General features: G+C 45.2%; 11 protein-coding genes and 1 pseudogene. 4 read left to right on the top strand and 8 right to left on the bottom strand.

Translation table 11 applies throughout. The features are described 5' to 3' along the window. The first annotated feature begins 12 nt into the window (after positions 1-12). Together ABTV53_RS13720 and ABTV53_RS13715 are read left to right on the top strand one after the other, a co-directional pair. Positions 13-894 (top strand): helix-turn-helix domain-containing protein, encoded by an 882-nt coding sequence (locus ABTV53_RS13720; RefSeq protein WP_433753665.1) that lies wholly within the window; start codon positions 13-15, stop codon positions 892-894. A 108-nt stretch (positions 895-1,002) separates the two neighbouring features. Continuing rightward, a complete protein-coding gene (locus tag ABTV53_RS13715) occupies positions 1,003-2,283 on the top strand; it encodes a glycoside hydrolase family 27 protein (RefSeq protein WP_433753663.1) in 1,281 nt (426 codons plus the stop codon). 26 nt (positions 2,284-2,309) lie between these two features. Here ABTV53_RS13715 and ABTV53_RS13710 read toward each other — a convergent pair whose 3' ends face one another. The 6 genes from ABTV53_RS13710 to ABTV53_RS13685 form a co-directional block, all read right to left on the bottom strand. Further along, positions 2,310-2,528 carry a hypothetical protein gene (locus tag ABTV53_RS13710; RefSeq protein ID WP_433753661.1) on the bottom strand — a complete coding sequence of 73 codons (219 nt, stop codon included), beginning with the start codon at positions 2,526-2,528 and terminating at the stop codon, positions 2,310-2,312. A 147-nt stretch (positions 2,529-2,675) separates the two neighbouring features. Then, entirely contained in the window at positions 2,676-3,710 is a 1,035-nt protein-coding gene (locus tag ABTV53_RS13705; RefSeq protein WP_433753660.1) for an NAD(P)-dependent alcohol dehydrogenase, read from the bottom strand. 2 nt (positions 3,711-3,712) lie between these two features. Continuing rightward, positions 3,713-4,084 (bottom strand): hypothetical protein, encoded by a 372-nt coding sequence (locus tag ABTV53_RS13700; RefSeq protein ID WP_433753658.1) that lies wholly within the window; start codon positions 4,082-4,084, stop codon positions 3,713-3,715. Positions 4,085-4,231: 147 nt separating this feature from the next. Next, positions 4,232-4,960 (bottom strand): amino acid ABC transporter ATP-binding protein, encoded by a 729-nt coding sequence (locus ABTV53_RS13695; RefSeq protein ID WP_433753656.1) that lies wholly within the window; start codon positions 4,958-4,960, stop codon positions 4,232-4,234. Further along, a complete protein-coding gene (locus tag ABTV53_RS13690) occupies positions 4,953-6,401 on the bottom strand; it encodes an amino acid ABC transporter substrate-binding protein/permease (protein WP_433753654.1) in 1,449 nt (482 codons plus the stop codon). Before ABTV53_RS13690 ends, ABTV53_RS13695 begins: the two co-directional genes overlap by 8 nt. Positions 6,402-6,742: 341 nt before the next feature. Then, positions 6,743-8,848, bottom strand: coding sequence for a serine hydrolase domain-containing protein (locus ABTV53_RS13685; protein WP_433753652.1), 2,106 nt, complete (start codon positions 8,846-8,848; stop codon positions 6,743-6,745). Positions 8,849-9,133: 285 nt separating this feature from the next. Here ABTV53_RS13685 and ABTV53_RS13680 point away from each other — a divergent pair, with 285 nt between their 5' ends. Continuing rightward, complete coding sequence (locus ABTV53_RS13680) at positions 9,134-10,564, top strand: PLP-dependent aminotransferase family protein (protein ID WP_433753650.1); 1,431 nt, start codon at positions 9,134-9,136, stop codon at positions 10,562-10,564. A 45-nt stretch (positions 10,565-10,609) separates the two neighbouring features. Next, positions 10,610-11,231, top strand: a pseudogene (locus ABTV53_RS13675) (NAD(P)-dependent oxidoreductase). Positions 11,232-11,368: 137 nt separating this feature from the next. Here ABTV53_RS13675 and glyA read toward each other — a convergent pair. Continuing rightward, positions 11,369-12,613: a serine hydroxymethyltransferase gene (glyA, locus tag ABTV53_RS13670; protein WP_433754194.1), complete on the bottom strand. Its 1,245-nt coding sequence runs from the start codon at positions 12,611-12,613 to the stop codon at positions 11,369-11,371. Between the two features lie 25 nt (positions 12,614-12,638). Next, entirely contained in the window at positions 12,639-13,844 is a 1,206-nt protein-coding gene (locus tag ABTV53_RS13665) for a benzoate/H(+) symporter BenE family transporter (protein ID WP_433753649.1), read from the bottom strand. Positions 13,845-13,851: the final 7 nt, after the last annotated feature.

The raw sequence follows: 13,851 nt of genomic DNA, 5'->3' as shown, positions 1-13,851 counted from the left end.
AGGAGACTTGATATGAATATCCCTAGAGGAACGTATGGGTTTCGCTTCGCCGAAGACAAGGAACTCCAACTGTGTGTACTGTATGCGGCAGGAAGTGATTCAATAACAGATCCGGCTTATCATTGGGATGGACTCGAACGTTCGGACGGCCCTCTCCTTTTATTCCAATATACAATCTCGGGTGAAGGTGTATTTGAGTCGAATAATCGCATTCATCAGGTTACTGCAGGACAAGCTTTTTTAGCGGAAATTCCAGGGCCACATCGCTATTACTATCATTCAGCATCCAAGGAACCTTGGGCGTTTCTGTTCCTGCTGTTCAGGCCCACTCTTATTCTGCCCCATTGGCGAAAATTCCTTCGGGAAGCTGGGGAAGTTCCCTATTTACCCGCTGATTGTACACCCATCCGACTGTTGCGTATGATCGTGACTGATGCGGCGGCAGGCAGAATCACTGATCCTCTGATCGCATCATCGAGCGTATATCAGTTCATGACAGAATTGACTCGATTACAGAAAACAACATTGCGCAACAGGGAAAATTGGTCTGAAAGCATTCAAATAGCCGTTGAATACATAGAAAACAACTACTCCAAGATGATCAGTATGGATCAGCTCGCGGAGCATGTTTCCCTTTCCAAATATCACTTTATACGTCGCTTTTCCTCCAGTACGGGCTTGACGCCAGGTGCTTATCTAACCCGCCTACGCACAGAGAAAGCAATGGAATTGTTGCGCGGAACTACGCTTAGCATAGAAGTCATCGCTGAGCAAGTCGGGTATTCCAGCGGAAGTTATTTTATCAAAGCTTTTCGCGGCATAACTGGGGTTACGCCAGGTGAATTTCGTAGTGGGGGAGAAAGCCTTGTGTACCGTAAATTGTTCTTCGACTAACCGCAATATTTTGCTATTTCACACTCAACATTACTGTAGATATTAATAAAATCCTTTATTATGATGAATTGAGCGAGAGCAATAATTAATCCATAAAGGAGCATTCCCATGAATCATACGCTTGCAGCATCAACTCCACCGCTTGGCTGGAACAGCTGGGATTGTTACGGCGCGGCCGTTACGGAAGACGAAATTCGTGGCAACGCCGAGTACATGGCAGAACATCTTAAAGACTTCGGCTGGAGCTATATTACAGTCGACATTCAATGGTACGAGCCTTTGGCCAATTCTTCGCAATATCGTCCGTTCGTTCCACTAATCATGGATGAATATTCGCGGCTTTTGCCTGCCGAGAATCGGTTTCCCTCCGCTGCGAATGGACTGGGATTTAAGCCTTTAGCGGATTACGTCCATAGTCTTGGGCTGCAATTTGGCATTCACATCATGCGTGGTATTCCACGTCAAGCTGCACATGCGGGTACTCCGATTCTGGGTACAACCGCCACTGCGCGTGATATTGCTCATCCAAACTCCATATGCCCCTGGAATACAGATATGTATGGTGTCGATAGCTCGAAAGAAGGAGCACAGGCGTATTACGATTCGCTTTTTGAACTGTATGCACAATGGGGCGTTGACTTGGTGAAGGTTGACGATATTGCCGCTTCCCGGCTGTATGATACCCATCAGCCCGAGATCGAAATGATATCCAAAGCGATTGAGCGCTCCGGCCGACCGATGGTACTGAGTCTCTCTCCTGGGCCTGCTCCGGTGGAATACTCGGAATTCTTAGCCGAACATGCGAACATGTGGCGTGTCACGGATGATTTCTGGGACCTTTGGCCGCTATTATTGGATATGTTCGACCGCTGCCGGACGTGGCAAGGTGTTCCCCAAGCAGGCTGCTGGCCAGACTGTGATATGTTACCTTTGGGTCATATCGGTATCCGTTCTGTAGACGGTGGTGGAGCAGATCGCTGGACTCGGTTCACGCCTGACGAGCAGTTGACCATGATGTCGCTGTGGAGCATCTTCCGTTCCCCGCTCATTTTTGGTGGTGAACTGCGAGATAACGATGACTGGACGCTGTCCCTGCTAACCAATCGTGAGGTTCTGCGAATGCATCGCGAGAGTTATGGAGCCAGAGAAGCCTTACGCCAAGAAGATCTTATTGTGTGGACTGCCCAACATGCGAATGGTTCCGCTTACGTCGCTGTATTTAACACAGGAGCGAACCCCCTTCCCGTGGATCTGTCTTTTGATAAGATCGGACTGTCCAGTATTACCGAAGGTACTGAATTGTGGAGCGGGGAAGCAGCTGAAATTACACTGAATTCTTTAACTACAACTGTGCCAACACACGGTGTACGTCTCTATCGGTTTTCTTAAGCTTCAATAAGAAAAAGAGAGGTCTGTCATTCATTAGGCAGACCTCCTCCACCTTTGCGTCCGAGAAGTGCAGCTACGAGCGCAGAAGGCAACATAATGACACCTGTCAATGCTGGAGATAGACCATGTACTTCCGAGAGCAATTGTGGCGTAGTAAATGGAATGGCAGGACTGATAGCGACCAGAAGGAATGCAATTCCCATTCCAGCTGAATATGCTTTATTTTGAAAAATGGCGGGTTTCACAAACGGCACTTCCGCATATCGAATGCGCATGATAAACCGTATTAATAAGACCATCCCAATTAATAGGAACCATGCATTAGATTGGGTTAATGAGAGCAACAGTGCAGCAACTGTTCCTGCTAAACTACCTTCATGATGTCCTTCTATTCATAAATCCATTTTCTTGATGGAGACGACGGCTTTTCCTTTCACACGACCTTCTCCAATATCCCGAATGGCTTGAGCCGCTTCGCTTAATGCATATTCCCGATAAACAATCGGCGCGACTTGTCCTGATTCAACAAGTTGTCTCCATACCTCTTGATCCCCATGATTCGGTTTATGGATGAGAAGCATTATTTTCTTATGTTCAAGTCTGGCAATGAACGGTGCACATATCAGATTGAGAAGAATACGCGGCATTGGGCCTCCGATCATCACGTACCTGCCTCCGCTAACTAGTGCACGTTTCAAAGCAAACGCCGAATGCTTTCCGATGACATCCAGAATCAGGTCGTATTGTACACCTACTGCAGTGAAATCCACTTTCCTATAATCCAACACATAGTCAGCTCCCACAGCGAGTAACATATCGAGCTTTTCAGCACTGTCAACGCCAGTCACCTCAGCCCCAAGCAATTTGGCATATTGGATGGCAAATGTTCCGACTCCGCCACCGGCGCCATTAATCAGAACACGATGCCCCTTTTGCAGCTCTCCCCGATCACGTAGACCTTGCAAAGCCAGAACGGCTGCCTGAGGAATAGCTGCTGCCTGCATATAGTTGACACCCGCAGGTTTTAATGTCAAGGCATTCTCAGCCGCACATACATATTCCGCGAATCCACCCCAACCGCAACCGGAAAGATCTCCGAACACCTCGTCACCTGGTTTGAACCTTGTAGCAGAAGCTCCAACCGCAATTACACGGCCTGCCACATCTGCCCCAAGAATTCGATAACGAGGCTGCCTTGCCGCACCGATGCGGTTAACGAATGGCTTCCCACGAAGGAGATCCCAATCCCAGGAGTTTACCGAAGTCGCATGGACCTCAATTAACACTTCATGATCCTCCGGCATAGGGATAGGTACTTTTTCTATTCGCAGGACTTCTGGTGTTCCGTAGGTATCATATACCAATGCATTCATGGAGTTATTTCCCCGTTCTTGAGGTAATCCAGCATCATTCGTTTTTTCGCCCATGATCAGTCTCCATTCGATAGACATATGTGTATGGCTTGAACAGCTAGACGGAATGCTTTTATTCTTCTTTCCAGTAGAGTCTTTTGAGGGCTACCTTCTTTGGACTTGGCATACATGTTCTCAAGGGATGGGAACAATCCAATCAAGACAAGACGGGCTTCTGTCATATCTTCCTTGGTGTATGAATGAGCTTTTTGATTCCAGTGTTTATCCAACAGTGCTAGACCGATGTAAAAAGCTTGGAGGCGTTTCTGTAACAATGTCGTGTTATTACTTTTCTGAGTCATATTCACTAAGGCATTTTCCGATTTGAGGATAGTGGATTGAAAGGCTTTAATGGATTCCAATTGTTCCTCTTGGGAAACGTTTTCCACGGATTACTAACCTCTCTTTCTTCGCTTAGTTGGTTGGTCTTTCAAGAAAGGAGCGCTACCTATTAAATCACCTAATAAATATAACAAAAAAAGCCGCTTAAATAGCGACCTTTTTTGTATTACTTGTATCCATTGTTTGATTCAGTTCTAGAGTACCTTTTCCAAAAAGCTGATCGTCCGTTCATTTTTTGGATTTCCAAATATCTCTTCAGGGGTCCCCTGCTCGACAATGTAACCACCGTCCATGAAGATCACACGATCAGCCACTTCACGCGCAAAACCCATCTCATGAGTAACAATAATCATCGTCATGCCCTCGCTCGCAAGATCTTTCATAACCCCAAGGACTTCTCCTACCATTTCAGGGTCAAGCGCCGAGGTCGGTTCATCAAATAACATCACATCCGGATTCATGGCAAGTGCACGAGCGATAGCAACCCGTTGTTTTTGCCCCCCCGAGAGTTGACTAGGGAAACTATCCGCTTTATCAGACAACCCGACACGATCCAGAAGGCTAAGGCCTGTTTTTCGAGCCTCCTCTGCGTTTAAAACCCCTAACTCTCTTGGCGCAAACATTATATTTTTCAAGACACTAAAATGAGGAAATAAGTTAAAATGTTGAAATACCATGCCGATATTTTCACGCGCTTTGTTAATGTTGGTTTTAGGATCATTGAGATCCTGATCATCTACAATAACTCGACCAGCTGTAATCTCTTCCAGTTGGTTGATGCAACGCAAGAAGGTACTTTTTCCTGAACCGGAAGGCCCGATGACACAAACGACTTCTCCTTCGTTGACCGCCACATCAATGCCCTTCAGGACCTGATTCGTGCCGAAACTCTTCTGCAAACCTTCAACTTTAATTTTAGCCACGACGAACCTTCACCTCCAGATAATCAGCAATTTTGGTCAGTGTGATGATAACAATCAGGTACATAACCGCAACCGTTAACCAAATGTCAAAAGAGGAGAACGTTCTTGCAATAACAATTTTACCCGATTGTGTCAACTCTACGAGACCAATAACGGACAAGATTGACGTATCTTTCAACGTGATAACCATCTGGTTAATGAAGGACGGAATCATAACCCGCACTGCCTGCGGAATGACAATCTTTATCATCGCTTTGCGATAAGGAAGTCCCAATGAACGGGCAGCTTCCATCTGACCACGATCGATCGATTGAATCCCGCCTCGGATAATTTCGGTTACGTACGCCCCTGCATTCAGACTAAGTGTCAGAATAGCCGCCAGGAACAATGGCATCGTGAAGCCCATCGCCTGTGGAATCCCGAAATAGATAAAGAATGCCAGGACAATCAGCGGAATGCCTCGGAAGATATCCACAAATACGGTGGCAACACCACGAAGGAATTTGTTCTGTCCCACCTTCATGAATCCGAATATCAAACCAATGATAAACGCGAAGAACAGGGACACAATCGTATATATAAGTGTGTTCCCCAGACCTTTAAATAAGGCAGGAAGAGATTTCTGAATGAGCTCCCAGCGACTCTGATTAGCAACAGTCGGAGCGTTCTCACCAAGATATGTCTCGGTAATGCGCTTATATTCACCATTAGCTTTGATATTGGCGAGACCTGTATTAAACATCTCCAGAAGCTCCTGGTTTTTCCCTTTGCTTACTGCAAATCCATAAGGAGCCCCTTCTTCTTTTTTTGTAACAATTTTCAATCCGTTATTCTGATTGACGCCATAAGCCAGCACAGGATAATCTTCAAAGCAGGCTACGGAATTACCAGTTTTTACATCTTCATACATTTGATAGGACTCATCAAACGGAACGATCGTAAATCCATACTCCGAAGCAATGGACTCTGCAAAACTATACCCTTCTGTTCCGGTTTTTACAGCTACCTTTTGTCCACGAAGGTCTTCATAACTTTTGATTGTGTCATTGTTGGCACTAACACCCATAACGACACCTGATTCAAAATAAGTATCAGAAAAATCAAATTTTGCTTTTCTTTCATCCGTAATACTCATTCCTGCAATGACACCATCAACCTGATTGGCTTCAAGTGCCTGTACAGCTGCATTGAACCCCAGAGCTTTGATTTGATACTTGAAATTTTGGTCTTTGGCGATGGCATCCAGCAAGTCCATATCGATACCAACAAAATCACCATTCTCATCTTCATATTCGAATGGAGCAAATGTGACATCAGTTCCAATAATATAGGTTTTACCTGAATCGGGTGCTGCAGCAGCGTTCCCAACCCACCCTGATAGACCGCTCACCAGGAGCAGCATCAGTGAAAGTATAAAAAATGAGATCTTCGTTTTTTTCATGTGTCCTCCCCGTCTCGGTTGTCCGAATAATCATTATTTTCTGTAGAATCGGTATTGCTGTTAACCTTTTTGTCGATCTTCTGCCCATTTGATTGTTATTATTTACTGTATATTAACAATCAATGCTTGGCCTTTCCACTTGCAACATTTTCCTCCATCATTTTTTTCCAAACAGTAAAAAGCCCTCTTCATACTTACCCTTTAGGTAAGCTTTACGAAACCCAATATTACATCGCGAATCTGAAAAAGGTACATTTACTTTAAAACGTATTATTTAAAATTTAAAACTCAAAAAAGCCGCGATATCCGCGACTTTTTGTTGTACAGTTTTTTATCATCTATTAATTTTCTTTGGTTGTCAATACAATCTCGAACTTCGAACCAGCCTCACCCGCAAATACGATGGTTCCATTCTCAGGCAATACCATTTCATTTTGTCCACTGACCACCGTATGATTTATGCCTACGCCAGATTGGTCGTATACAGCAAACCCGCTGTTTGAAGACATCTTGACTGACATTATTTTGCCGGCGGCTGATGCCGGAATCGAAAACCATGTGGCACGCCCATTCGCTTGAATCGTTGTCTTCGAATGTCTTCCTGCATAGATCGGTTTAATAATTTCTTGAGCAGCATATACGTTGCCTCCAGCTGTAACGTATTCCACGCCATTTTCCTCATAGAAATTGAACTCCATCGTGTCACGTCCCGCTAATCCAGGAATTTGCAATTGATTCACGGCTTGGTTAGCTCTAATAATTTTATTGGTGTAGATATAACCAGGAAGCTCATTAAAAGTATGGATGGGAATCATCGGCATCGCTGTGTTGTACAGTGTTGATGTGTATTTTTCATTAACCAACACGTATGCTTTGCCTTCCCGTTTTTGCCATGCGGCCTTTGCTTCTGCAGATAATTCATTGGTTTCAAGCTTTTCTGCCTTATATTCCGAAGAAGCAACTTGACCAAGTCCAGGAACCGACTGATACGAGTGAGACCACAAGTATGTGTTTCCGTTGACTTCCCGAACGAATTTCAACTTTTCCGTTCCCGCGTCATTAACAAATGAGCCATCAGCGGTGTACGTATAGGTCTGTTCAGGACTGTTAGGAGACGACAGATTAGATATTGTCAATTGTCCGTCATTCTTCACTTCCAAGTTCAATAACATGTTTGCACCACCGCCATACATACCTGTATGCTGTGAAAGTTCATTTGGCATGATTGCTTTCACTGGTGTACCATGTGACTTCTCCGGCATACGCTCTGGAATAATATTTTTCTCCTCAAGCGCGCCAAGCAACAGTTCCGTTGCCAGCAATTGATCCGTTGAGCTGTGACCGCCCGAAGAGGTTACGGCAGCAGCCATATTGTATTCCGGTAACACAATTAATGAGGAATGATAGGTTATCGTATTGCCGCCTTTGCTTACGGCCTGGATGCCATAATCATTAAAAGGAAACAGGTTCACGCTGTCCCAGCCCAGGCCATAACCAATAGACGAATCGCCCTCTTCCGGCCACATGCCTCTCTTGTATTCTGCTTGCTCCATGGCCTCTACGGATTCCTCCGAAAGAACACCTTCAACCTCACCTGTAAAGATTTTCGAGAACTGAACCAGATCTTCAGCGGTGGAATAAATGCCTCCCGAGGCAATCATATTTGTAGTCTCTAATGGAAGCTGCTCCTCATGCGATGACGAATATGTTGCTGCCATCTGGCTAAGGTCCACAATATCCTGCGGTGTTTTGGTATGCTCCATACCAAGGGGTTCGGTTATATACTGGTGCATGAAAGCGGTGAAGCTCATGCCGCTGACCCGCTCAACCAGAATTTCAGCTAATGTAAAACCGTCATTACTATACACCGAGTATGCGCCAGGATCGGCCTTCAGATGTTGCGTCGCCAATTGTTCCAGTAACGTATCGTGTGCATACGTATCATTATCTCCAAACAGTATTGCACTGTTACTTGACGTTCCGAGAAGTCCGGATGAATGATTCAGTAACATGCGTGGTGTAATCTGTTGGTAACGCTTGTCTTTCATTTTAAAGTCTGAAATATACTTCACGACAGGTTCATCGAGATCGATCTTACATTGGTCAACGAGCTTCATTACGGCGGTTGTGAGCACCATTTTGCTGGTTGACCCAATGCCATACATGGTATCTGAAGAAAGCGGAATGTTGTTTTTCAGATCATTTTTGCCTGCCTGACCGGAGATCACAATCTTGCCCTCATCCATCAGTGCGTACTGCACACTTGTCGTAGCGTATGATTCAGTGAGTACCTCTGCCTTAGCGCTTACTGTCTTTTTAGTCAGATCATAAGTAGAATTACCACCATCACTGGTAGCGGGTGTGGCCATGGCCGACATTGGGGACATCATCGCAAACACCAAGGTTATGGCCGCGATCGTTGTTCGTTTCTTCCTTGTCAATCTCATCTTCTCCTGTCTAGTCTATGAATTGGGAATCTCTGTGGTAGTACACCCGTAGTGTAACCGAAGAAGATGAACTATCTGTGGCTTGAATATGAATCGAGTATGAACCAGACAATAGCGACCGAAATAGTTTCGACACACGGGAATAAAGGCTTTAATTTCGCTTGATATGGTTTGCAGATTGGACTTTTGCCGTGATATTATATCAATCAGTGGATTGCTAATAACACCCAAACTTACATAGGTAGATGCAATCCATAATTCAGCATGAGTAATGGAGTTGAATCAATGCTAAAAGTGAATCGAAATGACCCTCGCCCGATCTGGCAGCAACTTCTGGATCAAGCGATTCATAATATTACATCCGGGAAATGGCAACCAGGTGAATTGTTGCTACCATCACGTGAACTCGCTCAATTAATCGGTGTTTCACGGTCAACCATACAGATTGTGTACGAGGAACTATTCAGCCGGGGGTATACGGTAACTTCACGTCGGGCCGGGACAAGGGTAAGTGATTGGACATATGCACCTCGTTCATCAGAAGAAACCACGATCCAAGGACCAATTCCTCCCGAACTACCTGCACTAACCGAATCGATTGGTCATCTGCATAGTTGGTTCGGCAATAGAGACCGTCGCAAGATCGAGATTGATTTTAATCCCCACGAGCCTTATCTGGATGAACATTTCACAAAATCCTGGAGACAATCTTTTTTACAAGCTTCCACTGAACCCAATCTGGATCTTTGGGCTTACGGTGATGCCAGAGGGTTACTGGCGTTAAGAGAGCAGATTCAGCGTTATTTGTCACTTGAACGAGGCATTCATATCGATGTGGATCAAATCTTGTTAACCTCAGGTGCACAACATAGTATTGATTTAATTGCCCAGGCACTCTTGAGTGAGGGAGATAGAGTTACCGTAGAAGATCCCGGCTTCCCTGCCGCTTGGATGGCGATGAAGTATCGCCGGATGCATGTCGACTCCGTTCCAGTCGATGAGTATGGATTATGTGTAGATCGAATTCACCCACAGACGAAACTCGTATATGTCACACCTTCTCATCAATGTGCAGCTGGTGTTATTATGTCAGAGCCACGCAGGCAACAATTAATGCACATGGCAGCTCATCATCGATATTGGATTGTTGAGGATGACTACGATAGCGAATTTAGGTACCGCGGAGATCCACTGCCGACCATATTCAGTCAGCAACCTCAGAATACGCTTTATATGATGAGTTTTTCCAAAATGGTCGCACCTGGCATTCGCCTATCCGCTATTATCGGCCCCAAAATAGCCATCGATCGCCTTACCCAAGTTCATGAATTAACCTATCGCCATCTGCCGATTATGGAACAATTAACGCTAACTTATTTTATTGAGCGTGGTCATTTTATGCGCCATATGAGAAGAGTTCGGAACATCTATCGACGCAGACACGAAGTCATGACCAAAGCCATTGTTGCTTCTGGGCTAGGCTCACGATTTACATTAAGTGGTGTGGAGACGGGATTACATATGCTTCTGGAATCTGAAACGTCATTTGACGAAGAAGCGCTGACGAATGCTGTTCTTGATCAAGGTGTGCGTGTGTATCCGCTTAGTAGATATTGCTTGGAGAGTCAGCGAAAAGGATGGATATTAGGTTTTGCCAAAGTGGATGAGGATCAGATTGAGGAAGGCATACATCGATTTGCAAAGATTGTACGATGAAGGAGAACATGCTCTCCAATCGTATTGAAAGGATGTTTTTTTGTAATGAAAATTTTAGTGTTAGGAGCCACAGGACGGGTTGGAAGTCATTTCGTCTCTAATGCCCTGCGTTCCAATCATCATGTAACTGCACTGGTTAGAAGCCCGGAAAAGGTACAAATCAACGATGATAATTTTCGTTCTGCATCAAGGAAACGCATTAGCGAAAGAAGATATTCATCATGCCATTCAGGGTGCTGATCTCGTTGTTAGTGCCCTGGGCACAGATGGAACAACTACATTATCGCAATCCACGAGATTGATTGTTGAGGCCATGACTCAGGAGCATATCAAAAGAATCATTACCATCGGTACAGCTGGCATATTGGAAAGTCGTACTGATCCTGGCTTGTTTCGTTTTCAATCCTCCGAATCCAGACGTAAGTCAACACGCGCAGCTGAAGAGCATCTGGAGATGTACAACATTCTCAAGGTCTCAGAGCTAGAATGGACGATCGTGTGCCCTACCTACTTATATGATGGAGAATCTCTTGGTAAGTATCGGGTTGAGCGCGACTACTTGCCTGACGGTGGAACTTCAATTTCTGTAATTGATACGGCGGAGTGTGCTTATCAGCAAGTAATGTCTGATGAGTATGTACACTCTCGTGTTGGGATAGCCTACTAGGGCGTGTCTTAAACCACTAATGGTATATCTCTTCTATTCCAAAAAAATAAGTTTTCAATCTAAGCAAGTAACATTAAAAGCCTGCAATTGTAATCCATCAGGATCAATTGCAGGCTACATATGTGTCTGCTCGTAAACTATTCAAGCCCTTCATATAAAGGGAATTGCGAAGCGATTTCGCGAACACTTCCTAATATTTGTTTTTTGACATCCGAGTTCTTTGGATTCTTGAAGGCAAGCCCGATAAGATGAGCAATCTCTTTCATTTCTCTGGCTCCAAGACCTCTGGTCGTCATAGCCGGTGTTCCAAAACGGATACCACTCGTAACCAAAGGACTTGCCGTATCGTGAGGGATTGCATTTTTATTCGCCGTAATCCCTACTTCATCAAGTAAAGCTTCGGCTTCTTTGCCTGTGAGGCCCATAGTTCGTAAGTCAACCAACACGATATGATTATCTGTCCCACCCGATACAAGGTTGAGTCCTTCATTGCTTAAAGTTTCTGCCAGTACGTTGGCGTTATTCAGAACTCGTTCAATATATGTGGTGAAATCGGATTGCAACGCCTCACCTAAGGCCACCGCCTTTCCTGCTATCACATGCATGAATGGCCCGCCCTGGGTTCCTGGGAATACAGCTTTGTCAATCGCCTGTGCCCACGACTCCCGGCACAAAATGGCTCCCCCTCGGGGTCCTCGCAAAGTCTTGTGCGTGGTGGTTGAGACAAAATGAGCATGCGGTATCGGATTAGGATGTAAACCTGCTGCGACTATTCCGGCTATATGCGCCATATCTACAAAGAAAAGTGCTCCCACTTCGGCGGCAATTTGGGCGAATAATTCAAACTCGATGGTTCTTGGGTAGGCACTTCCACCTGCAACAATCATGCGTGGACGATACTTATAAGCCAGTTTGCGTACTTCATCAAAGTCAATTCGGCCTGTTTGTGCATCAACACCATATGAAACAAAATTATAAAATCTCCCCGAAAAATTAACGAGACTTCCGTGTGTTAGATGACCACCCTGGGATAAATTCATGCCAAGGATCGTGTCACCAATCTCAACCGAGGCAAAATATACAGCCATGTTGGCCTGAGAACCGGAGTGAGGTTGCACATTTGCATGTTCAGCTCCAAAAAGTGCTTTAAGGCGACGATTCGCTATCTCTTCGACGGTATCGACATGCTCACACCCGCCATAATATCTTCTGCCCGGATACCCCTCCGCATATTTATTGGTCAATACGGAACCCGTTGCTTCCATCACAGCTTGACTTACAAAATTCTCTGATGCAATCAGCTCTATCGTATCCTTCTCCCTTGCAAGCTCTTGCTGGACAGCATTTCCTATGACTTGATCTTGCTTCTCCAAATGTTTCATGTACATCTTCCTCTCCATATAGAAATTATCTATTCGTTCCTAATTTTTTTTTGGAAATTCCACTATTCATCACTAGATGGGCCATCATTCCTGCAACTAGTCCCCAAAATGCACCACCGACACCAAGCAATGTCACGTTGGCTGCGGTCGCCAAAAACGTAATCAATGCAGTTTCACGTCCCTTAGGGTCCGTTAATGCATTGGCAAGACTGCCGCCAATGGTTCCAAGTAACGCCAGTCCGGCTAATGTTGCAATAAAGGTAGCAGGAAGAATCAAAAACAGGGCAGCCAATGTTACGCCAAAAATACCGACAAAAATATAAAAGATCCCACAAGCAATACCTGCTATGTACCGTTTTGTTGCATCCTCATGTGCATCTTTTCCTGTACATATCGCTGCGGTAATCGCAGCCACGTTAAAAGCATGCGAGCCGAATGGTGCTGCAAGCAGTGATCCAAAACCGGTTACCGTCAAAATGGGATTGGCACTTGTCTTGAATCCATCGTTACGCAGAACAAGCATTCCGGGCATATACTGCCCTGTCAGGGTGATAATGAATAGCGGCAGTGCAACGCCAAGTAAAGCATTTAACGAAAACGATGGAACAACCAATACAGGCGAAGCGACCGCCAATTGGATCGTACTGAAGTCCGTTTTTCCCATGCAGATCAAATAAATCAAACCTACTGCCAATATGCCAACAATGGCGTAACGGGAAGTAAACCTTCTTAGCACGATGTAGGCTGCAAACAGCACAGTAACAAGCAAAGGATCAAGCTTCGCCCCTCCAAAGGCCGATATTCCAAACTGTAGCAAAATACCTGCCAACAATCCGGAAGCGATGCCTGGGGGAATAAGTCGAACAAAACGTTCAAACATGCCTGACATCCCTAAAATAATAAATCCGACTGCTGAAATCGTGTAAGCGCCGATAGCTTCTGGATAAGGGGTCACCGCTAATGCCGAAACAAGAAATGCCACACCCGGTGTAGACCAGGCTGTAATAATCGGTTCCTTGTATCGATAACTGAGCCAAATCCCCGTTATTCCGACCCCAATCGAGATGGACCAAATCCAGGATGCTGTCATTTCCGGGCTTAAACCAGCCACTTTTGCCGCTTGAAACACAAGAATAAATGTACCCCCGTAATTCACAATGACGGATATTAAAGCCGCGATCACCGGTGAGATCAGATCGCGACCACGTAACGAAGGGGATGCTGTCTTCATATTTAAC

Source organism: Paenibacillus amylolyticus, from assembly GCF_050990605.1.
GTDB lineage: Bacteria > Bacillota > Bacilli > Paenibacillales > Paenibacillaceae > Paenibacillus > Paenibacillus amylolyticus_H.
The sequence above is the reverse complement of the archived record's forward strand: the minus strand, read 5'-3'. Positions and strand labels throughout refer to the sequence as shown.

Coding starts and splice junctions, on each gene's coding strand:
- ABTV53_RS13720 (WP_433753665.1), top strand. CDS start 13: ATGAATATCCCTAGAGGAACGTATGGGTTTCGCTTCGCCGAAGACAAG.
- ABTV53_RS13715 (WP_433753663.1), top strand. CDS start 1,003: ATGAATCATACGCTTGCAGCATCAACTCCACCGCTTGGCTGGAACAGC.
- ABTV53_RS13705 (WP_433753660.1), bottom strand. CDS start 3,710: ATGGGCGAAAAAACGAATGATGCTGGATTACCTCAAGAACGGGGAAAT.
- ABTV53_RS13690 (WP_433753654.1), bottom strand. CDS start 6,401: ATGAAAAAAACGAAGATCTCATTTTTTATACTTTCACTGATGCTGCTC.
- ABTV53_RS13685 (WP_433753652.1), bottom strand. CDS start 8,848: ATGAGATTGACAAGGAAGAAACGAACAACGATCGCGGCCATAACCTTG.
- ABTV53_RS13680 (WP_433753650.1), top strand. CDS start 9,134: ATGCTAAAAGTGAATCGAAATGACCCTCGCCCGATCTGGCAGCAACTT.
- glyA (WP_433754194.1), bottom strand. CDS start 12,613: ATGAAACATTTGGAGAAGCAAGATCAAGTCATAGGAAATGCTGTCCAG.
- ABTV53_RS13665 (WP_433753649.1), bottom strand. CDS start 13,844: ATGAAGACAGCATCCCCTTCGTTACGTGGTCGCGATCTGATCTCACCG.